At 66.0% G+C, this 25,143-nt stretch carries 17 protein-coding genes, 1 tRNA gene and 3 pseudogenes; 10 read left to right on the top strand and 11 right to left on the bottom strand.

What is annotated here, in order from left to right; all coding sequences use genetic code 11:
* The first annotated feature begins 3 nt into the window (after nt 1-3).
* Nucleotides 4-627, top strand: coding sequence for a LysE/ArgO family amino acid transporter (locus ACV7NQ_RS06700; protein ID WP_463358823.1), 624 nt, complete (start codon nt 4-6; stop codon nt 625-627).
* Nucleotides 628-664: 37 nt separating this feature from the next.
* Here ACV7NQ_RS06700 and ACV7NQ_RS06695 read toward each other — a convergent pair whose 3' ends face one another.
* A complete protein-coding gene (locus ACV7NQ_RS06695; protein WP_463358822.1) occupies nt 665-2,221 on the bottom strand; it encodes an AMP-binding protein in 1,557 nt (518 codons plus the stop codon).
* A gap of 200 nt (nt 2,222-2,421) precedes the next feature.
* Here ACV7NQ_RS06695 and ACV7NQ_RS06690 point away from each other — a divergent pair, with 200 nt between their 5' ends.
* Nucleotides 2,422-4,677, top strand: a complete 2,256-nt coding sequence (locus ACV7NQ_RS06690; protein ID WP_463358821.1) for an MMPL family transporter — start codon at nt 2,422-2,424, stop codon at nt 4,675-4,677.
* Nucleotides 4,674-5,354, top strand: a complete 681-nt coding sequence (locus ACV7NQ_RS06685; protein WP_463358820.1) for a TetR/AcrR family transcriptional regulator — start codon at nt 4,674-4,676, stop codon at nt 5,352-5,354. The genes ACV7NQ_RS06690 and ACV7NQ_RS06685 overlap by 4 nt, the downstream gene beginning before the upstream one ends.
* 110 nt (nt 5,355-5,464) lie before the next feature.
* Here ACV7NQ_RS06685 and ACV7NQ_RS06680 read toward each other — a convergent pair whose 3' ends face one another.
* Both ACV7NQ_RS06680 and ACV7NQ_RS06675 read right to left on the bottom strand, forming a co-directional pair.
* Nucleotides 5,465-6,133 carry an LppP/LprE family lipoprotein gene (locus ACV7NQ_RS06680; RefSeq protein ID WP_463358819.1) on the bottom strand — a complete coding sequence of 223 codons (669 nt, stop codon included), beginning with the start codon at nt 6,131-6,133 and terminating at the stop codon, nt 5,465-5,467.
* 500 nt (nt 6,134-6,633) lie between these two features.
* Nucleotides 6,634-7,374, bottom strand: a complete 741-nt coding sequence (locus ACV7NQ_RS06675; RefSeq protein ID WP_463358818.1) for a glucose 1-dehydrogenase — start codon at nt 7,372-7,374, stop codon at nt 6,634-6,636.
* Between the two features lie 100 nt (nt 7,375-7,474).
* On the opposite strand from ACV7NQ_RS06675, the gene ACV7NQ_RS06670 reads away from it, so the two are divergent.
* Nucleotides 7,475-7,933, top strand: coding sequence for a MaoC family dehydratase (locus tag ACV7NQ_RS06670; RefSeq protein ID WP_463358817.1), 459 nt, complete (start codon nt 7,475-7,477; stop codon nt 7,931-7,933).
* A gap of 260 nt (nt 7,934-8,193) precedes the next feature.
* Here ACV7NQ_RS06670 and ACV7NQ_RS06665 read toward each other — a convergent pair whose 3' ends face one another.
* The gene (locus ACV7NQ_RS06665) at nt 8,194-8,649 is read right to left on the bottom strand and encodes a glycine-rich domain-containing protein (protein WP_463358816.1); all 456 of its coding nucleotides are present in this window, start codon (nt 8,647-8,649) and stop codon (nt 8,194-8,196) included.
* A gap of 738 nt (nt 8,650-9,387) precedes the next feature.
* Here ACV7NQ_RS06665 and ACV7NQ_RS06660 point away from each other — a divergent pair.
* Together ACV7NQ_RS06660 and ACV7NQ_RS06655 are read left to right on the top strand one after the other, a co-directional pair.
* Nucleotides 9,388-10,383, top strand: coding sequence for a zinc-binding dehydrogenase (locus tag ACV7NQ_RS06660; protein WP_463358815.1), 996 nt, complete (start codon nt 9,388-9,390; stop codon nt 10,381-10,383).
* A 183-nt stretch (nt 10,384-10,566) separates the two neighbouring features.
* Complete coding sequence (locus ACV7NQ_RS06655; protein WP_463358814.1) at nt 10,567-10,728, top strand: hypothetical protein; 162 nt, start codon at nt 10,567-10,569, stop codon at nt 10,726-10,728.
* An 8-nt stretch (nt 10,729-10,736) separates the two neighbouring features.
* Here ACV7NQ_RS06655 and ACV7NQ_RS06650 read toward each other — a convergent pair whose 3' ends face one another.
* The gene (locus tag ACV7NQ_RS06650) at nt 10,737-11,168 is read right to left on the bottom strand and encodes a nitroreductase family deazaflavin-dependent oxidoreductase (RefSeq protein ID WP_463358813.1); all 432 of its coding nucleotides are present in this window, start codon (nt 11,166-11,168) and stop codon (nt 10,737-10,739) included.
* A 121-nt stretch (nt 11,169-11,289) separates the two neighbouring features.
* Here ACV7NQ_RS06650 and ACV7NQ_RS06645 point away from each other — a divergent pair.
* Nucleotides 11,290-11,363 (top strand) — tRNA-Ile (locus tag ACV7NQ_RS06645).
* A gap of 306 nt (nt 11,364-11,669) precedes the next feature.
* Nucleotides 11,670-12,734 (top strand): IS110 family RNA-guided transposase, encoded by a 1,065-nt coding sequence (locus tag ACV7NQ_RS06640; protein ID WP_463358812.1) that lies wholly within the window; start codon nt 11,670-11,672, stop codon nt 12,732-12,734.
* Between the two features lie 139 nt (nt 12,735-12,873).
* Here the strand turns inward: ACV7NQ_RS06640 and ACV7NQ_RS06635 are convergent, their stop codons facing one another.
* From ACV7NQ_RS06635 to ACV7NQ_RS06620, 4 genes are all read right to left on the bottom strand, one after another.
* Nucleotides 12,874-15,297 (bottom strand): tyrosine-type recombinase/integrase, encoded by a 2,424-nt coding sequence (locus ACV7NQ_RS06635; protein ID WP_463358811.1) that lies wholly within the window; start codon nt 15,295-15,297, stop codon nt 12,874-12,876.
* A complete protein-coding gene (locus tag ACV7NQ_RS06630) occupies nt 15,294-16,463 on the bottom strand; it encodes a tyrosine-type recombinase/integrase (RefSeq protein WP_463358810.1) in 1,170 nt (389 codons plus the stop codon). The genes ACV7NQ_RS06635 and ACV7NQ_RS06630 overlap by 4 nt, the downstream gene beginning before the upstream one ends.
* Before the next feature lie 526 nt (nt 16,464-16,989).
* A complete protein-coding gene (locus ACV7NQ_RS06625; RefSeq protein ID WP_463358809.1) occupies nt 16,990-17,997 on the bottom strand; it encodes a recombinase family protein in 1,008 nt (335 codons plus the stop codon).
* Nucleotides 17,998-18,596: 599 nt separating this feature from the next.
* Complete coding sequence (locus tag ACV7NQ_RS06620; RefSeq protein ID WP_463358808.1) at nt 18,597-19,163, bottom strand: TetR/AcrR family transcriptional regulator; 567 nt, start codon at nt 19,161-19,163, stop codon at nt 18,597-18,599.
* A gap of 21 nt (nt 19,164-19,184) precedes the next feature.
* Between ACV7NQ_RS06620 and ACV7NQ_RS06615 the strand changes: the two genes are divergently transcribed.
* Nucleotides 19,185-20,906, top strand: a complete 1,722-nt coding sequence (locus ACV7NQ_RS06615; RefSeq protein ID WP_463358807.1) for an FAD-dependent monooxygenase — start codon at nt 19,185-19,187, stop codon at nt 20,904-20,906.
* A 159-nt stretch (nt 20,907-21,065) separates the two neighbouring features.
* On the opposite strand, the pseudogene ACV7NQ_RS06610 reads toward ACV7NQ_RS06615, so the two are convergent.
* Together ACV7NQ_RS06610 and ACV7NQ_RS06605 are read right to left on the bottom strand one after the other, a co-directional pair.
* Nucleotides 21,066-24,085: pseudogene (locus ACV7NQ_RS06610) on the bottom strand (Tn3 family transposase).
* Nucleotides 24,086-24,232: 147 nt separating this feature from the next.
* A pseudogene (locus tag ACV7NQ_RS06605) lies at nt 24,233-24,622 on the bottom strand (IS21 family transposase); the annotation flags it as partial.
* A 39-nt stretch (nt 24,623-24,661) separates the two neighbouring features.
* Here ACV7NQ_RS06605 and ACV7NQ_RS06600 point away from each other — a divergent pair.
* A pseudogene (locus ACV7NQ_RS06600) lies at nt 24,662-24,999 on the top strand (serine hydrolase domain-containing protein); the annotation flags it as partial.
* Nucleotides 25,000-25,143: the final 144 nt, after the last annotated feature.

The raw sequence follows: 25,143 nt of genomic DNA, 5'->3' as shown, positions 1-25,143 counted from the left end.
GACGTGACGGCTTCATCGGCGGCTCTGGCGGCCATTTCGGGATTGGGTTTCGGACTCTCGCTCATTGTGGCGATCGGCGCGCAGAACGCCTTTGTGCTGCGACAGGGCCTGCGTGGCCAGCATGTTTTCGCGGTCGTCGCGGTGTGCGCGGTGTCCGATGTGGTGCTGATCGCCGCCGGAATCGGCGGCTTCGGGATGGTTGTCACCTCCGTCCCCGCGGTGCTGGTGATCGCGCGCTACGGTGGTGCGGCATTTCTGGCCGGATACGCCGTACTCGCGGCGCGCCGGGCACTGTCGACCGGGGCGCTGACCGCGGCTTCCACCGGCGCTTCGGTCGCGCTCGGCGCCACCGTCGCCACCTGCTTGGCGCTGACCTGGCTCAACCCGCATGTCTATCTGGACACCGTGGTCCTGCTCGGTTCCTTCGCCAGTACCTATGCGAGTCCGGACCGCTGGTTCCTCGGTGTCGGTGCGATGCTCGGCAGCATTGTCTGGTTCACCGCACTCGGCTACGGCGCCCGGTTGCTCGGACCGTTGTTCGCCCGCCCGATCGCGTGGCGGATCTTGGATTCGGTGATCGCGCTCGTGATGGTCGGCCTGGCCTTGGGGTTGGTGCTCACCGGGTGACGCGTGCGGCGACCCGACGGGTGAAGGTTCCGTGAGGTCAAGCCCGGTATAGCTCCTGTAGTTGCCGCTTGTAGATCTTGCCGGAGTCGTCGCGCGGCAGTGTGCTGACGATGCGCAGCCGGGCGGGGACTTTGTAGGCGGCGATCTGTCGGGTCAGTTCCGCGCGGACAGCGTCCTCGGTGATGGCGGCCCCGGGGCGGGCAACGATATGAGCGGCGACGGCCTCGCCGAGGTCGCCGGTATGCGGAATGCCGAAGACGGCAACGTCTTCCACGTCGTCGAGCGCCATGATGGCGGCCTCGATCTCGGCGGGATAGATATTGACCCCGCCGGAGATGATGATCTCGCTGGAGCGGCCGGTCAGGTAGAGGTAGCCCTCGTCGTCGAGGTAACCGGTATCGCCGACGGTGAGGAAGCCTGGCACGGGACTGCTCGGGCCGTTGCCCTGGTTGAGGTAGGTGAAGCTGGGCCAGTAGCCGGCGCCGCGGACGAACACCTGCCCGATTTCGCCTGCGGGGAGCCGGGTTCCGTCCTCGGCGGCCACCACCACGCCCGAGCCGTCGACGCCGCGGCCGACACTGCCGGGATGCCCCAGCCATTCGGAGGCGGTGATCCAGGTGATGGTGCCTGCCTCGGTGCAGCCGTAGAACTCGATCAGGGCGTCGCCGAACCAGTCGATCGCCGCCCGTTTGACGGCTGGTGGGCACGGCGCGGCGGAATGGATGAGGTGGGTGAGGCTGGTGACGTCGTAACGGTAGCGCACGTCGGCGGGCAGCGAAAGCAGCCTGGACAGCATGGTCGGCACGACCTTGGCCTGCGTGATGCGGCGTTCGTCGACGAGTTGGAGGAATCGCTCGGCATGCCAGCGGGGCATGATCGTGATGTTGGTGCCCATTCGGAGCGCGAGCACGGCGACCGCGTTGGGGCTGGTGTGATACAGCGGTCCGGCTATCAGCATCTGTCCGCCGGGCGCCAGACCCATGCGCTGTGCGGTGGCGCCCGCGATCGACAGCAGTTGGTGCGGTGTCATGCGTTCGCGGAGAACGCCTTTCGGTGACCCGGTGGTGCCGGAGGTGTAGATGAGGCCCATCGAATCCGCGATGGCGCCCTCGAGATAGCCGAGCGATTCGGGATGGTCCTGGATCAACTGTTCGAGGCTGGGGTGGCGGTGGGTGAGTTCCGCAGGGGCCCAATCAATTCCGGCCTCGTCTAGCAACTCGGCGGGCATCGCCACCTCGATGATCAGCGGGTCCACCTGCGCCTGGGCGATCGCTGCTTCGATGACGTCGATGAACGCGGTGTGGGCGATGATCAGGCGAACGCCGCTGTCGGCGAGCACGTGGGCGACCTCGCGGCCCTGCCACCGGGTGTTGATGGGCACCGGATTCGCCCCGCATGTGGCAATGGCCAGCGAGACCTCGAGGAACTCGATCGCATTGCGCAGCATGACCGCAATGCGATCGCCACGGGTGACGCCGGCGGCGGCCAGCGCGGCCGCGAGGCATCCGGCGCGCTGATGCGAGTCCGGCTGATTCCGCACCCGGGCGCCGCAGGTAATGGTGGGGACTGTTGAACCGGCCGAAGCGTCGTTCATAACCCGCAGTCTGCCACGCGGATTCGGCTCGGGTCGGTGCGGATGGGTGGCGTGATCGGCGGCCGCGGGCGCGCCGGGAAGCATCGGACCCGGCATAACGTGTATCACCGATCCGATATCGGGCGACCCTGGTCAAACTGAGTTAACGGCATTACGCTAACTGCGTTAACTCGACGGCAGCCGAACAAGGGGAGTCGCTCATGCTCGTCCGGATCGCGCACCTGGCCACCCGGCATCCGCGCACCATCCTGCTCGCCGCATTGGCGCTTGCAGTGTTGTGCGGGGCGTTCGGCGCCTCGGTGACCTCACACATGAAGACCGGCGGCTTCACCTCCGACGACGCCGAATCGACGCGGGTATCGCGGCTGATCGCCGACAACTTCGGCGGCTCCGAGCCCAACCTCATCCTGCTGGTCCGCGCGGACGCGGGCGCGGACAGTCCGGCTGCGAAGGCGGCCGGTGCGCGGGTGGTCGACACCTTGCGTGCCCGCGGCGACGTGATCGGTATCCAGTCCTACTGGAACGCTCCGCAGCCGCTCGCCACCGCATTGCGCAGCAAGGACAGTAAGAGCGCCTTGGTGCTCGGCTACATCACCGGCGAGGAGACCGCGGCCCAGAAGGTGGCCGGTGACATCGCCAAGCAGGTCGCCGGCACCAGCGATGGCGTCACCGTCGAACAGGGCGGCCTGAGTTCCGTCTACCACGATGTCAACGAACAGATCACCCACGATCTCGCGGTCGCCGAGGGAGTCGCGATCCCACTGTCGTTCATCGTGCTGGTCCTGGTGTTCGGCAGCCTGGTGGCGGCGCTGCTGCCGCTGGCGGTCGGCATCTTTGCGATCCTCACCACGCTGGCGATCCTGCGCACGCTGACGGTGTTCGCCGATGTGTCGATCTTCGCGCTGAACATGACGACTGCACTCGGGCTCGCACTCGCGATCGACTACAGCCTGTTCATCGTCAGCCGCTACCGCGAGGAGCTCGCCAACGGCCTCGATGTCGAAGCGGCGGTGGTGCGGGCGGTGCAGACGGCCGGGCGCACGGTGCTCTATTCGGCGCTGACCGTCGCACTGTCGGTGGCGGCGCTCGGCGTGTTCAACCTGTACTTCCTGAAATCCTTTGCCTACGCGGGCGTCGCGGTCGTCATCGCGGCCGCCGCGGCCTCGATCGTGATCCTGCCTGCCGTCTTGATGCTGCTCGGACCGCGGGTGAACGCCGCCGATCTGCGAAAGCCATTGGGGCGGTTGCTCGGTCGGGCTCCGCGCGCCGATCTCGCACCCGAGCAGACGTTCTGGTACCGGACGGTGAGCCGGGTGATGCGCCACGCCGCCCCGGTTGCCATCGTGATCATCGTGCTGATGCTCGCCATCGGATCCCCGTTCCTGTCGGTGAAATTCGGCTACCCGGACGACCGGGTGCTCAACGCCAACGCGGGCGCAACCAGTCGCGAGGTCGGCGACGCGCTGCGAAACGACTTCTCCGCCAATGCGGCCACCAACGTCAGCATCGTGCTGGACGGGTACCACGACAGTGCCACCGCAGTCGGCGACTACGGCGCCGCGCTGTCGAAGGTGGAGGGCGTGGCCGGGGTGCTCTCCGGTGTCGGTATCTACTCCGGCGGTATGAAGGTTTCCGCGGGCCCGCCCGCGATGTCGAATGACACCGGCGCATTCCTCACGGTCGCAACGACAGTCGATCCGTTCTTGCCGGCGGGCAAGACGCAGTTGGAGCAGCTGCGCGCCGTACCCAGCCCGGGGCCCGCGCTGTTCGGCGGCGCCGCCGCGACCAATGTCGACGCGCTCGACGCGCTCGGTGCTCGGCTCCCGCTGGCGGGCGCGCTGATCGTGCTAGCCACCTTCGTGGTGCTGTTCCTGTTCACCGGAAGTGTGCTGCTGCCACTGAAAGCGCTTGCCCTCAACACGCTTTCGCTGACCGCGGCGTTCGGTGCGATGGTCTGGATCTTCCAGGAGGGGCACCTGTCGAGCCTGCTCGGCAGCTCTGCGACCGGCTATCTGGTACCGACGATGCCGATTCTCATGTTCTGCCTCGCCTTCGGAATGTCGATGGACTACGAGGTATTCCTGCTGTCCCGAATCCGTGAGGAATGGCTGGCCTCCGGACGCACCGCGGCCGACAACACCCATGCGGTCGCGATCGGCATAGCCCGCACCGGCCGAATCTTCACCGCGGCCGCGTTGTTGATGGCAATCGTGATGGCCGCGATGGTCACCTCGAAGGTATCGTTCATCCAGATGATGGGTCTCGGGCTGACTTTGACGGTGCTCGCGGACGCCACGCTGATCCGCGGTCTGCTCGCGCCAGCACTGATGCGGTTGATGGGAACCTGGAACTGGTGGGCGCCCGCCCCGCTGGCCCGGCTGCACGCCAAGATCGGGTTGCAGGACGAGCCGACTACACCCGGCGCCGACCAACCTGCACTGGCCGGGCGCCGATGACCTTTGCCCGCAGACAACGGTCGGCACGCGGCTCCGGTGAGGAGCTGCGTACCGAAATCCTCAACGCCACCAAGGAATTGCTGGCGCGCACCGGCCGTGTCGATGCGGTGTCGATCCGCGAAATCAGCAAGATGGTCGGCATCAGCGCGCCCTCCATCTACCGGCATTTCTCGGACAAGGACGAGCTCATCGAGGCCGTGGTCGTGCAGGTCTTCGAGGACCTGGAAGCGGTGATGCGGGCCGCCACCGACCCAACGGAATCACCGATGGATCGGCTGCGCCAGCAGGGCCTTGCCTACGTCCGCTTCGCCATCGAGCACCCTGAGCAGTACCGGCTGGCCACCGCACCCGGCGAGACCGCCGGTGCGGTCGATCAACTGCTCGGCAGCGGCGCATTCACGCATTTCGCCGCCGCGGTGAGTGAATGCATGGCAGCGGGATTGATCCAACCGGGTGATCCGGTGCCGGTGGTGCTGGAGCTGTGGGCGAGCGCACACGGTATCGCCTCACTGCTGATCGCGAAACCCTATCTGCCGTGGGGCGATCTGGAGACCATGACCAATCGGGTGCTGCGCGCCGCCTGTGTCGGGCGGGTTGTCATCGACAACGTCCTCGGCGACGACGCGACACCCGAGGACCTCACCCGCTGGGTGATCGAACAGCGTCAGCAGGGCTGAGGTCCGGTGCTCAGTGCCTCGGCGGCCGTGGACACCCGCCCCGACGCGATAGCCGCGAGGAGGGCTTTGCGCCGCGTTATCGGGCAACGCCCTGTCAGGGCACCGGCCCACTAGCGGTGAGCGCCGGGATTGGCGACCTCGTCCGGGATCGACGGGTTCGGGGTGACCTTGCGGCCGTCCGAGCCGAGAGTGTAGGTGATGACCACCGGACCGCCCGAAGGGCAGCAGTTGGCATCGTTGCCGGTCAGCCAGCGATAGCGCACCTGGACACTGCGGTCGGAGGAGCCGACCACGCTCGTGTACGACGTCGCCTTCAGCGTCGCGGTGCCGAGATACCCGTCGTGGTTGAAGAACAGCACATGGTAGGGCGAGCTGGCCGTGCCGCGCGGCGTTGCCGTAAGCACCCAGAGCAGCTGCGGGCAGGAGCCGACCGGCGCGTCGGTGGCGCTGTCGATGATGTACGGGGCACCGCCCACCGAGGGGCCGATCGATGTGATCGCGCTGTTGACCACGCCCGAGTTCAGATCGACGCACCTGCCTTTACCTGCGGTGGCAGGGGCGTCATCGGCCTGCGTGCGAGTCGTCACCGGCGGCCGCTGCGCCGGTGTGTCCTGCGTCGAGTCCGAACCAGGCGGTGCGGCGGTGGCGGACGCGGTGGCCGGGCCCGATGTGCCGGGCGTCGGCTGTCCGGTCGCCGATGGCGTCGCGGTGCTCTGGCATCCCGCGACCGCACCGGTCACCAAGATCGCCGCGAAAACCGTGCCGATGATCCTTCTCATTCGAATCCCCTCCAGAATGGGCTCTGCTGGGAAGGTCGGATCCGGGAGGGTTGCTGTTACGCCGCGAATTCTATGGGCTTGCTCCGGCACGAAAGGCCGCCTCTGCCACGGAAATTGCCGACACCGAGCCATTCGCTGTTCGAGTGCCCGCGCCAGGATGTCGTGCCGGGCCGTATCCCCGGGCCCGGTTGTCCAGCACCAGTGGCAGTTCCGCCACCACTTTTGAAACACGGCCTAGTCGGCAACCAGATAGTTCTGTGCTCGTCCGTGTTCGCGTTGGCGACGGATGACGTAGCGGCCGGGCGCAATTGCGCTGGTGCGAACACGGCACCCTATTTCTTGCCGAGTGCGATCCTGCGCGAGTTCATTGCCGTGCTCGTGGAGAGAGGTGGGTCAATATCATTGCGTGCCTTGCGCTTGCGTCACTTCCGGTGCTCTCGGCGCTGGTTGCGGCGAACTGACCGGTATGCGATCCGCGATGTGGCGGAGTGTTCGATCCGTTAGAAGGTCTTGTGCGGAACCCCGACGGTAAGTCCGCCATCGATGATGAATTCGGCGCCCGTCGAGTAGGACGACTCGTCACTCGCGAGGTAGGTCACCAGTGCTGACACCTCCGAGGGGTCCGCGGCGCGGCCCAGCGGGATCTGCAGGAAATCCGCGGGAATGCCCTCGGTCATCGGGGTCCGGATCAGGCCGGGGTGTATCGAATTCACGCGAATTCCATGCTGCGCCAACTCGAGTGCGGTGGACTTGGTGAGACCGCGGACGGCGAACTTGGTGGCGGTGTAGCCGTGCAGGCCGGGGCTGCCGCGCATGCCTTCGACCGAGGAGATATTGATGACCGAGCCGCCGCCTGCCTCGATCATGGCCGGGGTGGCGGCCCGCATGCCGAGGAAGGTGCCGGTGAGGTTGATGTCGATGATCCGCTGCCACTCCGACAACTCGAAGTCGACCAGCCGGTTGCCGTTGACGATGCCCGCATTGTTCACCAGCACGTTCAACGAACCGAATCGGTCCACCGCCTCGGCGACCGCGGCTTGCCACTGCTCCGGTTCGCGGACATCGAGGTGGACATAGGCGGCGCTGTCGCCCAGCTCCTTGGCCAGCGTGGCGCCCTCCTCGTCGAGGATGTCGCCCAACACCACGCGCGCATCCTCGGCCACCAGCGCCTTGGCGTGTGCGGCGCCCATGCCGCGCGCGCCGCCGCTGATCAACGCCACTTTGCCCGTCAACCGCCCCATCGCGGTACCTCCGTCTCTCGCCTGTTGCCGATTACCCGTCAACCTACTGGAACACGTTACAGAAATGTCCCCGTTGGCTCGGCCGATTAGTGTTGGACGTATGAGCGAGCCCACTTCCTTCACCATGGCATCGCTGCGGCAGGCCGCGGGTACCGAACTCGGCGTCAGCCGCTGGATCGAGATCACCCAGGACCGCATCGACGCCTTCGCCGAGGCCACCGAGGACCGGCAGTGGATCCACGTCGACCCGGAACGCGCCGCGAACGGCCCTTACGGCACCACCATCGCCCACGGTTACCTCACCCTGTCCCTGATTCCGCCGATCATGGCCGACCTGATCGAAATCACCGACGCTACCGCGCGACTCAACTACGGCCTGAACAAGGTCCGCTTCCCCTCGCCCGTCCCCGCAGGCTCGCGCATCCGCGGCCAGGGCCGCATCGTGACCGTCGACGAGGTCCCCGGCGGCCTGCAAATCGTCATGCGGGTGACGATCGAGTGCGAGGGGAGCGATAAGCCCGCTTGCGTGGCGGAATACATCGTCCGGGCGCTGGCTTGAGCGGACACTCCCGTCCCCCTTGGGTCGAATCCTGGCCTTCGCGGTGGAAACTGTCCGCTGTGGCCGGCAAGCCCATGCGCCGCGCTCGCACCCCTCCGCTGCCCCCCCGGGATCATCGATGTAGAACGCGTTCTAATTCTGTCCGGGTGTGAACCGTGCCGCAGGAGGCCAGCGATGACGAATCCGAACGGTGGTGCGGCGGTGGTTCGGCAGGCGCTCCCGGGTGCCCTGCACGCCACGGCCTGCGCCGCTCCAGAGTTCTATTGCGAAGCAGCTGACGTCCGGCCGAGTTCGGCCTCGATAGCCGCGACTCGCCGGGCGTCGATGCCCCACGGGTGGTCGACGCCGACCCTGGTGTCGAGATCCCAGAGCACACAGGTCTCCTCGGGTGCGGTGACCATGGACCAGGCCACCACCGTGCGGCCGAGCTGCTCGCCCATGGATCCATGTGAATTCGTCTGCGGCCCAGCGCCATCCGGGTAATGGTGCAGGAATCGTCCATAGGCGGCGGAACAGAACGCGGCGTAGCGCTCGGTGCACAGGATGAAACCGTGCCACGCCTCGTCCACCGCATGCGACGGCATCCCTATCACCTGACCGTCGCGCATCGCCGCACCGCAACAGCGCAGCCACTGCCGCAGACCGGTCTCCACCAGCTCCCGCGGCTCCCACGGACTGGTCTTGAAGACGGCCTCGGGCAATTCGAGTGCGGCCACGACTTTTTCGACATCGCGCAGATCAATTCGGCGCCGTGGACGATTTCGGGGACGCAAGAGGACCACGACTCACTGTACGACGTTCTGTGAATCACTCGGAGATCGAGATCTCGCGGCTCTCGGTCGATACGATTCCCCCATGATGTCGCTCGCCCTTGTGCTGTTCATCGGGATAATCGTCTTCAGTGTGGTCGGGGGCGTTATCGCGCTCGTGATCGGGCTGGTCAAGAACGCGGGCAGGACGCAGCAGCGCGGGCCGGGCGCTGGGTGGGCCGGGAACAGCGGCGGAGCGTGGATGGCAGGCGATACCGGCGGCAGCAGCAGCGATTCGGGGAGCAGTTGCAGCGGGGGAAGTAGTTGCGGTGGCGGTAGCAGCTGCGGTGGGGGCAGTAGTTGTGGTGGCGGGAGTAGTTGTGGTGGCGGCGGAAGTAGTTGCGGTGGAGGTTCCTGACCGATTCCGGCAGCGCCCGGCCAGGAGATCCGCGGCGGCGACTGCCAGGGGCGATGCCGTCGGTTCCGGTGGTCTTCGTCGGATCGCTGGTAGCGACGAGCGCGGTCGCTCGATCGGGGCACGTGCTGAACGGGTGGACCTGTGTGGTGGTCATTCTGGTGACGAAGCGCTGTCGCCGAATGATTCAGCGCTCAGCGTAATCGGCGTCCGCGGAGTTGACCTCAACTGTGCTTCAGGTTCCAGGCTGGACTACGAACCGATCAGGCAGTGAAACGATGGAGGATGTCATGCGGGCTGTGCAGGCAACGGAATTCGGTGGACCGGAAGTGCTCGTGGTGCGTGAAGTGCCGGTACCGGTGGCCGGGCCGGGTGAGGTGGTCGTCGATGTAGCGGCCGCCGACGTGATGTTCCTCGACACACAGTTACGTACCGGTTGGGGCACCGAGTTCTTCAAGCTGGAGCCGCCGTACGTGCCGGGTGGTGCGGTCGGTGGTGTGGTCTCGGCGGTGGGCGCCGATGTGGACTCGGCCTGGCTCGGCAGGCGGGTTGCCACGGCCACCGCGGCCAGCGGTATCGGCGGCGGGCAGCCGATCGGTGGATACGCCGAGAAGGCGGTTGCCAAGGCAGACACCCTGGTTGCGGTGCCCGAAGAGTTGAGCGTGCCGGAGGCCGTGGCTTTGGTGCACGACGGCAGGACTGCCCTCGCGGTATTCGACAAGGCAGCCATCCAGCCGGAGGAGTGGGTGCTGATCACTGCGGCAGGTGGCGGGCTGGGCACCCTGCTGATCCAATTCGCCCGTGCCGCAGGCGCACACGTGGTCGCCGCAGCGCGCGGTGCCGCCAAGCTGGAGTTGGCGACCCGGCTCGGCGCGGAATTCGTCGTCGACTACTCCGAATCCGGCTGGCAGGTCAAGGCACTCGCCGCGACCGGCGGAGCGGGCGCGAACGTGGTGCTCGACGGGGCGGGCGGCGCATTGGGTGCGGCCGCTCTCGAAGCTGTCGCGGACAGCGGACGATTCATCGGATATGGCGCTGCCGCAGGCGGATTCGCCGAGTTCGATCGAGCAGCCGCGACTGCCCGAGACATCACGGTCGTCGGGCTGTTCGACATCACCGGCGCGGACACCGATTGGCGTGCGCTGGCCGAGCGGGCCCAGTCTGCCGTGGTGACGGGAGAGGTGGAAGTGGTGATCGGCCGAACCTTCCCGCTGGAGCAGGCCGACCGCGCACACGCCGCCATCGCATCCCGCGAGACTCTAGGGCGCACCCTACTGACCGTCTGAACGGTGGCCGGGGTCGTATGTCGTTGGCGGCGTGACTCGCCCGCTGAGGTGACCGGCCGGTTGTGAGTTCGCACAGCGCACTGCCGGCAGTGCGCTGTGCAACCGGCAAAGCCGATTTGCAAGGGCACGCAACTGGTTATCAGACCCACTGCGAACTGCTCGGGTCGGCGCTAATGTGCCTGCGTGGAAACTCTGATCGTCGTCGTAGTCGTGATCGTGGTGCTCGCTGCCGTTGTCGCCATCGTGCAATTCGCCACCAGGCCGCCGAGGGACGAGAGGCTTTGGGACAGTGGTGATTCCGACGGTGACTACGACAACGATGGCTGGGATGAGGCCGACGACTGAGCGCCGACTCAGCCGACCGGCGTCAACACCACTACCGCGATCGGCCGCTTCGTCAGCTTCTGATACGCCGTGTACCGCCCCCGGTTCACCTTGTCGACGATCGCCCACCGCCGCGCGTAGTCCGGATCATCCGGCAGCGTCGGCCGCGCCACGGCCTTCAGCTTCCGCCGACCCACCTGAATCTCGCACTCCGGCTTGGCCTTCAGGTTCGCCAACCACTTCGGCGGCCGCGGCGACCCCCCATTGGACGCTGTCACCAAATAATCATCCCCATCGCGCCCATACGTCAACGCGGAAGTCCGTGCCTGCCCCGTCTTTCGCCCCACCGTCCGCAACAACAACGTCGGATTCCCGAACAACACCCGATGCCCCACCACCCCACGACTGTTCTCATAAACCCACTGATGCACCTTCAGCACATTCGCGAACACGCCGCCCATCGCCAACCCTCCAAACAGTGGTGGTTACGCCCCCACCCTAACCACGACCGGCTATCCGAGTGGTGCCCGTCCCACCGCAGCCGGTAGCATCGCCTACGGCTGCGGTGCATGCCGCAGAAGAGGGGCGGTAGCTCAGTCGGTCAGAGCCGTGGACTCATAATCCATTGGTCGTGGGTTCGAGCCCCACCCGCCCCACAAACCCTCTCTGAACCGCCTGTAAGTGTTGGTGATGGCCGGCCCGGGGCTGGCTGACAGGATCGGTGTCGTCGCCGCAGCCTGGTGTGACTCGTGAACCGCTTTGCCTCTTCGAGTGCACTTGCCGGGATCTGTCCATCGGTTGTGGTGGCGACGCCGGCCCGGTCTTGCTTCGGTGGCTTGATCAGAAGCCTGCCCGACCCCCCGTTGCCGCGGGGTCGTGGCCCATTACAGGCCTGCCTCGAAGTGTTCCTTCCGGGCCGACGCCGACCTACGACGTCGCCCATCAGGAGGACTTTCGCCGCAATGCCTATCGTCGCAGATCAGTACGAACTCGTCATCGGTGTCGACACCCACGCCGCCAACCACGCGCTGGCGATCGTGGCCACCGCAACCGGCGCCGCAGTCGATCAGGCAAACTTCCCGGTAAGCACGGCCGGGCTGGATCGAGCCCGAGCATGGATCACACGTCGGGCTGGTGAACGGGCCACCCTCGTCGTCATCGAGGGCATCGGCTCCTATGGCGCCGGCCTGGCCGAGCGCCTGATCGCGGCGGGGTTTCCGGTAGCCGAACCCTCCGCGATGGCGGCAGCGGACCGGCGCGGCACCGGCAAAACCGACGCGCTCGACGCGGTGCGCGTCGCCAGATCGGTGTTGTCCGTCGATGTCGGCCGACTACGTCGACCACGAGCAGACGGACCCCGCGTCGCCATGCGCGTTCTCGTGATCGCCCGCGAACAGATGACGTGTGAACGCACGCGAGCCGTCAACGCGTTAACCGCTCTGGTCCGCACCGTCGAGCTGGACATCGACGCACGGAAACCGTTGACGGGCAGACAGATCCAAGCCATCGCCGCATGGCGCACACGCCCGTCCGACGACGTCACCGCGCGAACGTACCGGGCCGAGGCAGTGCGGATGGCAACCAGAATCCGAGCACTCGACACCGAACTGCGTGACAATCGCAAAAGCCTCGACGCACTGGTCCAAGCCACCACGCCGGAGCTGACCGCAGTGCCCGGCGTCGGCTCCGTCGTCGCAGCGTCGGTCATGATCGCATGGTCACACCCAGGACGAGTACGGTCCGAGGCAGCGTTCGCTGCACTCGCCGGAACGTCTCCGATCCCGGCATCGTCGGGAAACACGGTGCGCCACAGGCTAAACCGCGGTGCCGATCGCCGACTGAACCGGGCGTTGACCACCATCGTCATCGTGCGTATGCGCATCGACCCCGCAACCCGCACCTACGTTGCCCGCCGACGATCCGAAGGCCGCACAACCAAAGAGATCACGCGAAGCCTCAAACGCTACGTCACCAGGCAACTCTTCCGCATCCTCACCGCTGCCCACCAAACACCCAGCAAGGCTTGACAAATATAGAAGCATCTGTGAGTCGACCCGGGCGGTCAACCGCTGCCCGACGAGATCACCAGGAATGCTGTAAAGCGCTTTGGCGATCTGAACGTGTTCTCTGAACCAAAACTTTGTTCGATCCGACAGTTCTGATCTGTCACTCGGCGACAGGCCGTGGGATGCCGAGGTGTGTGGTTGTGCTGGAGCGTCTTTCGATCTGAGTGAGTTTGTCTTTGGTGCCGGCGAGGCTGATCTGGAGTCCTTCGACTTCGCCGAGCCAGCCCTCTCGTTCGGCTTCGGCGATCCGGGCTTTGAGGTTGTCGTGGATCTCGATCAGCCGGTGCTGCTGGGCGGGGTCCGGCCAGAGGAGCGAGCATCTCACGCATGCGTGTTCATGGATGCAGCTCGAGCCGAACGCGCGCCCGCAGGTGCCGATGGAGACCTTGCGGCGTTCGAAGTGGCCGAGGAACTGCTGCCATTCCTCGTCGGTGGGGCGACGGTATTCCTCCGACGGCCGCAAGGCGCGGCGGCGAGCCAGGAAGCCCAGGTGGGCGGTGATGGCTTCGTCGGGGTAGACGGCCTTGTAGCCCATGGTGACGTTGATGTCGCGGTGCCCGGCGATGATCTGCGCGATGTGTGGTGGGAGGCCGTTGAGCACGGCGTCGGTGATGAAGACTCTCCGGAAATCGTGGGCGGTGAACTTCAGCGGGTCGCCGGTGGCCGGGTCGGTCAGTCCCGTTCGAGCGAGGGCCTTGTCGAGCAGGTCGGAGACGAGACCGTGTGTGAACGAATGGATTTCGGTTCCGATGCGGTGCTGGAACAGCAGCGGCGCCGGTGGATTCCACGTCAGTTCGTGGCTGTCGCGGGCTTTGATGATCGGGACGGCGCCGTCGGGGCGGCGGATGCGGCAGAGGATGGCGCTGAGGACGTCGGCGAGTTCCGGGTTGACCAGCAGCAGGCGTTCGGTATCGGTCTTCGACGGCGCGATCTGCAGCAACGGCACCAGTTCCCCGGTGCTGGGCAGACGATACTGCACGAGACTGTGGTGGCTGAGCTCGAGCAGTTCCTCGACACGGATTCCGGTGTGCCGCAACACTTCGATGGCCGCCCAAGCCCAGAATGCGTGGTTCGCGTCGCGGTTGAGCAGCGTCAGCGTGCCGCCGTCGGGGTTGCGAATCCAGACGTTGTCCGGCTTCGCGCTGGGCCGATGAATCCTGGTGAAGGCCTTGCCTGCGGCGGTGAACGACTGCCCGGGTGGGGTCTGTCTGCCGACTGCGAGCAGTTCTTCGGATTCGCGGCGCCATTGGTTGGTGGTCTCGACGAGGATCGGCAGCACGGGCAGGCGCTCGCGGGTGCGGCTGTCCATGCGGGCCTTGCGGCGGCGGACGAATTTGACGCGGGAGAGGTCTTCTTGGCTGATCGGACACGGTGCGACCCACGGACCCCAGCGAGCCGGGTCTTCCAGAGCCCATTCGGCCAGGTCGAGGTAGAACGCGCGAACCGTGGAGAGGGTGTCGAGGTAGCCGAGGCGCTCACTGTCGACCTCGACGAGCTCACCGTCGCGCAGGACCGTGCTGGTCTTGGTGCGCAACCGCCGCTTCCAGGCTCCGGCGACCTCGCGTGGCAACGCCAGCGAGTCGATGCCAGGGTGATGGTGCTCGAGATCGACCCAGAAGCTGCGGACCAGGTGGTTGACCAGGCCGAGTAGCCGCGAGTAGTCGACCACGGGCTGGCGCTCGCGCAGATAGTCCACCAGCAGCTCGCGCATCGGCCCGCATGCAATCGGATAGCGGTCGACGAGCTGCTCGATGCTGCGTTGCCCGAAACTGCGGATTTCCCGCAGCGACGGCACGTCGCTGCCGAAAACGCCTGCCTCACTGAGCATCCGGAACGTGGCCGCCGCGGAATCGCAGCGTCCGCGGACCTCGCGTTCGACGTCGAAGATCTCCAAGACGTCACCGACGGTGACATCGGCCAGCACTCCGCCCTTCGCAGCGACGATCACCGCGGACCGGAACACGACATCCTGACCGGCGTCCGAGCGGACCGTCGGGTTCTGCTCGCAGAGCCCCCGCAGCCGCGCGAACCCTTCACTGTCACGGGCGTAGACCATGTTGCGGACGAGCTTGCGTTTCTTGCCCGCGGTCAACAGCCATTCCAGGGACGGGCGAACGACGTCGGTGCCGACGACGAGCAGCAGCGAGTTGGTCATCAACTTCAGCATGTGGTCGGAATAGCGGCCATTGCGGCGTAACCATTGCTCGGGGATCTGTGCCCAGTCCTCGCGCGCGTCGTCGGCGCCGCTGGCCAGCCAGCGATCCTGCCAGGTGTCACCGGGCTGGTCTTCGAGCCAATCGAGCAGGTGCGTCAACCCCCACCGGCGAGCGTTGCGCACCTGTTTCGACGCGATCGCCCGATGACTTGTCGACAGCACCAGCGAGTCGACCTTGGCCCGGCTCAACCGGGTTCTCGGCCAGTTGCCGCCCACGATCCGTGTGGGATAGCGTTCACGCCAATCTGGCTGCGCAGCAATCGTTTCCCGCTGTGTGGTGTGGATTCTTTCGGAGGATGTCGTGGTCATCGATCGATCCGTCCGAACAACACCGCCATCGTTTCCGGGCGATAACCGGGTGCCGGCGGCGGGGCGGGCAGGCTGGCTCTGCGGGTCCGTTCGGCATGGTGAGCCAGCACGCGGGCGATCACATCCTCCTGCCGCGGTGTCGTATAGATCTGAGTGGTGGTCAACCGTGCGTGGCCCAGCACGTACTGAACGTCCGTCAACGGCATCGCCGGGTCCTCGGCCATCCGGTAAGCGGCCGTATGCCGCAAGGCGTGCAATGTCACCTCCGAGCCGACAGCGGCGTTGACTCGCTCGAACATCCGATGCGCCGCGTGATAGGTCAAGGGGCGGACCGGCCGGGTTCGCGTCCACCACAACGGCTTGCTGCGCCCGTGCGGGATCAGCGTTCCCATCTCCACCTGATAGAGCCGCAACCACACGAACGCATCCGACGACGCCGGCAACTCCTGAGTCTCACGAGTGCCCTTGCGCACCACCGTAATCAGCTGCCGCCCCGGATCGACACCACCCTGTGTGGCCGACAACAGTTCCGATGCCCTGGCTCCGGTGGACACGTAGAACGCCACCAGCGCCCGGTCCCGGTTCGACGGCAGCCCGGCGAAAATATCGTTGAACTGCTCGTCCGGGATCGCCCGCGGCAGCCGCCGCGGGACCCGCGGGCGATACAAACCTGTCTTCTCGTTTGCATACGGCTCCATCGGATTGTGGTGCGCATGCGCGCGCCCGCCGCGCCGAGACCGGTCCAGCGGGAACGGATTCAGCATCGGGCCCGTGCCGACATCCCGATGAAAGTCGTAGAACCCGCGCAACACCGTCTCGCTGTGCGCACGTACCGACACCGAATACGGCTTGCCGTCGCGGCCGGACACCGCCATCCAGCGGCAGAAATCACGGGCCTCGATCCGGGTCGCCCGACTCCACGACATCTCGACCACCCACAAGAACCGGAACCAGCGCAGCAGATCCATCCCATACGATCGCACCGTCGCCGCGCTGCGCCCGGCAGCCAGCAGATCACCGAAGAACGCCGCCGCCGAGTCGACCGGATCACCGATCGGATCGAGCAGCCGGTAGGGATCCCACTTCGACTGCGTCGCAAGCAGACACCCGACAACCGGCACCTGCAAACCGGCCAAATCCCGCGATGCCTCCGCTTCGTCGAACATGGCAACCGACCGTAGGTGCTCGCCCGAGCGCATGTCCCCCGAACTGCTCGAACACCCTGGTCTGTTCAGTCAATAGGTGCCGGTCCGGCGCAACTTTCGGATGAGACCAGGTCGGGATGTCGAATGCGGTGTCGGGCAATGGTTTCAGCTTCGGGTGCTCGTCGGTGGCGAACACTTCGGCCGGGCGTAGCCTTGTGGTGCCGTGGATACGCATGCCCGCGGTCTCCCGGCACCACCGCTGCGCGCGTTCTCGGCAGTCATCGAGATCCCGGAATTGTTCTCCAGCAAAGAAGTTCGAGCGTGCATACGGAACACAGCGTTCGACCCTGGGTTTGTCCTGGGGGCTGCGGATGTGGGCCGGATCCACGACGAAGCCGCGGGATTCGGCGTATTCGCGGAACGAGTCGTTCAAGCGGGGATCGGTCGCGTTCGCCCGGTCGACGGGGTTCCGGTAGTAATCGCCGAAAAAACAACGGATATCGCGTAATTCCTTGTTCAGGATGGGTGCCGGGTTGAGTTCAGCTCGCTACCGGTCTTCTGGCTGCCCGAGCACCTGGGTCTGGAGGCGGTTGCGCAGGTCGATTTCCTCCGGCGTCATCGGGTCGTCGGGGCGGAGGATGCGAGCGGGTTTGGGCCGGAGTGGCAGACCGTTGTCGGCGGTGGTGTTCTCGGCTTCTGCGAGCGCCCGGTAGAGAGAGGCGACGGACGGGTGCTCGCCCGCGTGCTTCCCGGCCTTGATGGTGAGCTTTTTCGCGATGTCCGGGACCGGGACGCCTTTGTTCTTCAGTGCGAGGGCGAAGGTGAGCGAGTCGTCGTCGATGACTCTGGGTCGGCCGCCGTGGTTGCCTTTGGCCGCGGCGATGGCCTGGCCCTCGAGGGTCTTTTCCCGGATGTAGTTGCGTTCGATCTGCCCGGCGACGGCGAGGACCGCGAAGAACATCGCGCCCATGCCGTTGGGGTCGTAGATGCCGGTGAGCGGGCCGGTGAGCAGTTCGAGCTGGATGCCGCCGGTCTGGAGTTCGGCCGACAGCGCCATCAGCTCGGCGGCGTTGCGGGCCAGGCGCTTGAGCTCGTGGACGGTGAACACGACCGGTGTGCCGGGTGCGGCCTCTTTGAACTGGTGGGCCAAAGCGAGCGCTTTCTCCAGCTCGGGCCGGACCTTGACGCGGGTGCTGATCTGCTCGTGAAAGATCTTGTGGCACTGCGCCCTTCGGAGGGCTTCGAGCTGGCTGGCCAGCTCTTGGCGAGCGGTCGATGTCCTGGCGTACCCGATCCGCACCGGCCGTTCGGCCGCCGGTGCCGGGACGACGGTGAGTGCGGGGCCTTGGGTCCAGGTTCGGCCGGGACGGCGGTCGGCGGGGGTCGGCACGTCGAGTTCCTCGCGCAGTGCGGGCACCAGCACGAAGCGCAGGGTGTGGTATTTCGCGGCGGTCTTGCCGCTGCGGGTGCGGCAGGCGCTGCCGGCGGGTGCGTCGCAGTTGGGGCAGCTGTGCTGTTCGACCGCATCGGCGGCCTGCTCGGGAATCAGCTCCACGAGAGGAATTCTCTCAGAAGTGTCTCGCACAAGAGGCAGGTTTCGAGAGGAGTTTTGCGAATGGTGGCCTGCGGGTTTGGTGGTCGATCCGGGGCTGTCGCAGAACTCTCGTATCTGATCGTTTGTGAGAATGCGTGTCGTCGCTCCGGCGGCGCTGGTTGGCTCCTGACGTCGGCCGTCGGTGAAGTCCGACGCCATCGGCGAGTGGGTCCGGCGCGCCCTGGGTGCTTCCGGCAAACGCCCTCAATTGCCGAGTTGAGGGTGTAGGGGAAGTCCCTGCGGGCGAAAAATCCGTCGCGATTGCTCCGGTGCTCGGGTCAGTCTTCGGTACGGCATCTAGCGCAGGTTTCGCTGTACCTGACCGAGTACATCCGCCGTTTCGGCGAGTACTCGGTCAGGTACAGCGAAACCCGACGCCTGTGGCCCATTCCTGATATCGATCTCACCCGGATCCGCGGCGACGGTTCGCCGACCGATGGATTCAGCCGGGCCGCGTGAGCCAGCGAAGGGTTGGATGCCCGAGCTGGCCGGGTGCGTGTCGGCCGAGCACCTCACCAAGCTCTGGCGCCACGTCCGAGGAGTGATCGCGGGAACCGGGATCACAGCAATCGATCGACGAGCCTGTCGATGTAGTCCGCGGTGAGCGGGCCCATGTCGAATAAGACGCGGATGTACATAGGGGCCAGGATGTGATCCAGCACGTCGAACGCGTCGGGTGCGTGCTCGCCGCGGTCGTGGGCGCGATCGAGCATGGACTGCAGTTGCCGCATGCGTTCGGCGCGGAGGTTGTCAGCAGCCCGCAGGCCCTGCTGACCGTTGCTCGACAGGGCGATGGCCAGGTGCAGCACCGCCGGGCCGTCGGGTCCGGTGATTTCGCGGGCCACTTGGGCCGCGTAAGTGCGCAGGTCGCCGTCCAGGCTCCCGGTGTCAGGCATCGGCGACACCGCATTGAGGCGGGTGAGCGCCACCTCGGCGAGCAGGCTTTCCAGATTGCCCCACCGGCGGTAGATGCTGCTGTCGGCTACGCCCGCGCGGGCTGCGACCTCGCCGACGGTGAAGTTGCCGTAGCCGCGTTCGCTGATCAGGTCGGTGACGGCCCGGTGGACCGCCGCGCCGACGCGGGCGGCGCGCCCGCCGGGCCGTCGGACTGGCTGTCGCTCGTTCACCCTCACACCTTAACGCAGTCAATGCTTGCGTTTGTGCGGCAACACTTTTATACTCCTCTAACGCAGTCATCGACTGCTTTAGTACGCCAGGGTGGAAACGCTCTCCGCGTCAGCCCTGGCCAGCGCAACCAACGATTGAGAGGAATCCTTTTGGCTCCATCGCATGAGGCCGTAGGTAGTCGATCAAGCCGGGCCGCCGACTACTCCGTGGTGATTGCCGGAGGTGGCCCAGTTGGCCTGATGTTGGCGTGCGAGCTGGGGTTGGCAGGCGTCGACGTGCTGGTGATCGAGCGGCTCACGAGTATCGACCAGACGATGAAAGCCGGGTATGTGAACTTAGCGACGGTTCAAGCCTTTTACCGGCGTGACATGTTGCCGCAACTGCAGGAGCGGCACGACGCCGCGGTGGAGCGGACGCAGAAGTTCTTGGCGTCCAAGGGAATCGAGAACGCTGTCGGCGGCGGTCCGGTCGGAGCTCACTTCTCGGGCATTGTGCTCGACATCGGTCTGGTCGATTTCACGGGTCCGATATTCACGCATGCCGGACCGGCGGCCGGCGTGATCCTGGTGTCGCAGCAGGAGATCGAGGCGCTGCTGAATGAGCGTGCGGCCGACCTCGGCGTCACGGTGCTGCGCGGCGCCGAAGTCGCCGGGTTCACTGCCGAGGGTGACGGTGTCACAGTCGAATTGGGCGACGGACGCACGGTTCGAGGCGAATGGCTGGTGGGTGCCGACGGTGGGCGCAGTGTCGTGCGCAAGCTCGCCGGGTTCGAATTCCCTGGTGTAGACCCGGAAGTCACGGCGCGCCAGTTCGTTGTCGACATGATCGGTCACGAGAAACTGCGAGCGGGGTGGAATCGCACCGATGGCGGCGTCTATCTGCATGGGCCATACCCGGGGCGGGTGGTCACCGTAGAGCTCGACGGTCCACCGGAAGACCGTGAAGCACCCATCACGCCGGCGGAGTTGGAGGCGACGGTGCGGAAGGTGGCAGGTGTCGACGTCAAAGTCACCGCGATCCACTCGGCTACTCGCTTCACCGACCACACGCGACAGGCGAACACGTATCGACTGGGTCGGGTGCTGCTGGCCGGCGATGCGGCACACGTGCATTCGCCATTGGGCGGGCAAGGGCAGAATCTCGGCATCGGTGACGCGGTGAACCTGGGTTGGAAACTCGCCGCCGTTGTGAAGGGTTCGGTGCCAGAGGATTTGCTCGACACCTACACCGCCGAGCGGCATCCGGTCGGCGAGTGGGTGTTGGAGTGGACACGCGCACAAGTCGCCGCCATGCGAACCGATGCGCGCAGCTTGGCACTGCGCAACGTGCTCAGCGACCTTATCTCCACGCCCGACGGCTCGACCTATGTGCTAACCAAGCTTTCCGGCATACTGCACCGGTACGACTCCGGGGAGCACGACCTGGTCGGAGCGCCCGCCCCGGACGTCGAGTTGGCCGACGGCACACGCGTTGGCGACCATTGCGCGGACGGACGTGCGCTGCTAGTGGATCTGGCCGACAACGCGGCAGTGCGGGATGCAGTCGATGGCTGGGCAGCTCGGGTACGGGTGGTGTCGATCAAACCAGCGCAGCAGGTGGCGTGGTCCGCGCTGCTCGTCCGGCCCGACGGGTACATCGCTTGGGCCGCCGACGAGAACCCGGATATGTCCGCCCTGTCGGTCGCCCTGCGCCGGTGGTTCGGTGGGCCGACTCTTCGAGATTCTCCAACGCCGGCTCACTGATCTGCCGCGGCTACCACCAAGAAGTCCGGGCGCGTAGCGCCCGGCACTTCTTCAACACGTCTCCTTGATCACCGGAAACGCGCTGTATAGCCGCATAGCGCGCGGTTCGAAACGGCCACAGCTGGATGTCGAGCGGGCGCCGTGACCCTGTCCGGGATATCAGAACAGTGTGTCGCGCATTCGTAGGGGCCGATAGCCGGTCGGCCCGAGCTGCGCCAACTCGGCGTCGATGTCGACCTCGATCGCCCCGAAGAAGTTGATGTTCTCCGAGTGGGCCGGGGACACGTGAGCCAGTACCTCATCATCGACCCGGCGGCCCTCGCGCCGCATCTGTTCCACCGCCAGCCCGAAATACTCTGTCGTCCAGGCGATCACGGCGTTCGTCGCGAGGGTCAGGCACCACATTTGTTCGGACTGGTCTTCGAGATGCCGTGCCCGGATCATGCCCTCGTGGGCGTAGAGCAGGTCACGTTTGAGCGCGTGGACCGACTCGCCCCGGTTCAGCTGGCGTGCGATCTTGCGCCTGTAGTTCGGATCCGACAAATATCGAGCGGCATAGATTGTACGGCGAAGCGCCCCATACTCTTTCAACGCCGCCGCCAGCGCGTTCTGCCGGCTCGATGCCGACAGCTTCCCGACCAGCAACGACGCGGTCGCATGCCCGAACTTCAGCGACCCGGTCAAACGAAGCAGATCGTCATGGTGCTCTGCGATCAGGTCGAGATTCAGTTTGCGGGTCAGCAGCGGACGGCACGCGGGAACCGCGATTCGATGCCGGCCCGTGGTCCCGGCCGGTACAGTGTGATCTTGCCCAGGTCCCGGATGCGGGGTGAGAGCTGCATCCCGAGTAGATCGAACAGGGCAAAGTTGACTAGGGTCACGCCGTGCGTATCGGTCGCGTGCTCGGTGATCGGCAGATCCTCGGCGTTGCCCAGGATCTCGTCCAGCACGTAATGGGCCTCCCGGCGGGTGGTGACGATCACCTTCGTGCTGTAGGTGGTGTGCTGATCGGTGACATGGGTGTAGGTGGACAAGCCCTGGTCAGCGGAGAAATGCGGCACAATGCGGGCGGTGGTCGACTTGCCTCGCGTCGGAAACCGTTGCCCGTCACTGGACGACAGGGTACTGCCACCGAAAGTCGCGGTGAGCGGCAGCCTTTGGTGGTAGTCGATGATCGCCAGGTTCGCCGCGCGCAGCGTCTCCTCCCGCACATACCATTCCTCGGTCCACCGCAGAATGTCGTAGGAGATGCCGCAGGCGTCGGCCATGCTGCGCAGCCCGAGGTTGGTCGCGTTGGCCAGCAGGACCGCGATGAGATTGCGTTTCAGATCCGAGCTGCGGGCCTGTTTGCCGCCCGCGTGGGTGAAACAGTCCAGGTAGCCGGTGCGTTTGTCCAGCTCGATCAGCAGCGACACGATCGGCGCGAACGGCAGCATCTCGGTCAGCTCCGCTTTGAGTTCGGCCGCCTCGGCCGGCACATCCTCCGCGGTCAACGGCGAGATCACCAAGTCACCATCGTCATCGAGGCGGACCGGGCCATCGCCGGTGGCCAAGACCTTCTCCAGCTCGGCGACCGATTCGTGTAGTTCATCGACCGCATCCGCCAGGGCGCGGGCCGGATCAGCGGATTTGCCGACCAGACGGCAGAACTCGGCGCGCTGGGGCTCCCACTGCTCGGGCGTGAGCAGATACGCTGCCGGATCGGCGTACCGGCGTGAACCGGGCACGAACACGTCCCCTCTGCGGAGCCCGTCACGCAGGCCGAGCAGCACGCACAGCTCCCAATAGTGCCGGTAGGCGGTGGGATTGCCGGACTTGCGGGCCTCCTCGAGGTAGCCGCGCCACTTGGTCGGCACGAACCCGGTCGGAGCCTCATCGAACACCTTGCGGCGGCCGGTGGCGTTCAGCTCCCGCAGCATGTCGACCGCGAGCAGCAGTTCGGTCGCCGCGGTGCCGCCGGCGAACCCGACGCTCGACAGCACCGCCGGGGTGAACTGCCGCAGATAGCTGTAGGAGGCGTTCAGGGCCGCCAGATGCCCGTGATCACGCGGCAACCGTGGCTTGGCCTGCGCGGCCGCGGCCCGCAGGCGCTCCAAGCCGATCCGTTCTCCGCGCACCAAGCCCCCGACCTGCTCGTCGGGGATTGCGGGATCGTTGATGATCGCCAGCAGCTCATCGAGAAGGGCTTGCCGGTCCTCACCGGATTTTCCGCGTTCGGCCAGTTCGTCTTTCATCCGTTTTTCGGCGGTACTGAATTTCGCCGAGATCGCCTGGTCGAACAACGCGACCACCTCATCGAGCACATCGGCGGCCGACTGCGCCAGCACCGTGAGCAGGATCGGATGACGCCGCTGCGGTTCCCGCCGCTCCAGAGCCTGCGGCGTCAACCGGCGGCCCATCGTGGCCAGAAACCGGCGGCGCTCGGCGGGCAGCACCGACATGTCCAAGCGATCAGCACCCAGGTCGCGTAGGAACCCTAGCTTGTCGACCTCGGCCTTCACCGCCGCCGCGGACGCCTCCACCGGTCCGGTCGACAGCCACCGCAACCGCGACATCTTCAGCGACACATCGGTGACCAGCAACCCGTCCAGCTGCGCACACCGCTGCGGGGTGAGTTCGTGCGCCAGCTGGTCATAGGTTTCCCGCTGCGCCTGCTCGCGGGCGTGAGCCACGAGCTCCACCAGGACCACCGGGCCCGGCCGGATCACCTTCGCCGAGATCAGATACTCACACGCCAACCGGAACAGCAGCGTCGGCGAATCATGCTCCATCGCCCGCGCCAACAGGAACTCGTCCAGCTCCTTCAGCTCCATCGTCCCCGGCCCCCGCCAGCCCAGATACTGCGCCACCAACCGCAGGTGATCGGTGCGCGTCTGCGCGCGGCGGCCGTACGAATTGATCGCGCTCGCCTCGACATTCAGCTCGGCAGCCAGCCGGGCCACCGCCACCGGCGGCGCCGTCGACACCTTGTCCGGCACGAACCCGAGCCAGGGCAGCGTGCACAGCGCAACAGCTATTCCCAACCGGTCTGCCGGACCCCGGCCCCGGCCCCGGCCCGGCGCGATGAACGCCAAATCCGATGGGGCCAGCTTGAAGAACCGGTACAGCTCCTCGCGACTGATCTCCGGGAACTCGCGTAGCCGCGCCAACTCCTCGTCCGCGAACACCCGCGTCGCCACGAACCCCGACCTCCACCACGCCGACCAGCCTCAACCGCACCCCAGCCAAGCACTACCAGCCGAAACACGCATCCCGAGCACGAAACTGGGCCAATACCAACGGATTACGCATATCCGTTGTTTTCTCGGCGATTACTACCGGAACCCCTCGACGATGGCCTTCATGTTGACCGGAATCGCGACGGCGAACACGCCGTCGAAGAACACCCACGCCGCCTCGAACCTGGCGATGACGTCGTTGAGGGTCTCCCGATAGGTCGGATAGACGAACATGTGCCGCGAATACACCGCGGTGAAAATCAGGCCCTTCACCACCCGCCGCCGGCCCTCGACCTCGGTCAGCAAGCCCAGCCGGCCGAAATCGACCTGCACCTCAGCGCCGGGTTCGCAGTCGTCCACCCGCACCGTGGTGCGCCGCTTCCCGAACCCCAATTCTGTTGTTGCGTAACGGTTCAACGTCCGATACGACACCATCACACCCCGCCGGCCGAGCAGAATATGGATCTTGGTCAAGGTCAGGCCCTGATCCAGCCAACTCAGCAAACTCGGTACGACCCCGACAATGCGGTGAACAACGCCGTCGCAAACTGGACGCTATCGTCTATGAGCTTGTGAAGTCGTCCGGCATACCTGGGATGGCCGTTGCCGTCGTGCACGGCGGGAAGACGGTGTACGCCAAGGGGTTCGGCGTACGCGAGGTCGGCAAGGACGACAAGGTCGACGCGGACACTGTGTTCCAGCTCGCGTCGTTGTCCAAGTCCGTTGCCGCGTCCGTCGTCGCACACCAGGTGGGCACGGGATCAGTGACGTGGGATACTCCTATCGTGTCGAAGCGGCCCGGATTCACGCTGAAGGACCCGTACGTCACGCAGAACGTGACCATCGGCGACATGTTTGCGCACCGCTGCGGCCTCGTGCGTGGCGGCGGGCTCCGGGGCGGAGGTGCATCGCCATTGTGTCGTGCGGCCGGTATCGCCGACGACAACCGTCGTCGCCGACCTCCCGCCGGTGCTACGCGAACCCGCCTGGTCGTCGGTTCGCGGAGTTTTCCGGCGATT

The sequence above is a fragment of the Nocardia sp. Tas62D01 genome, assembly GCF_055232035.1.
The sequence above is the reverse complement of the archived record's forward strand: the minus strand, read 5'-3'. Positions and strand labels throughout refer to the sequence as shown.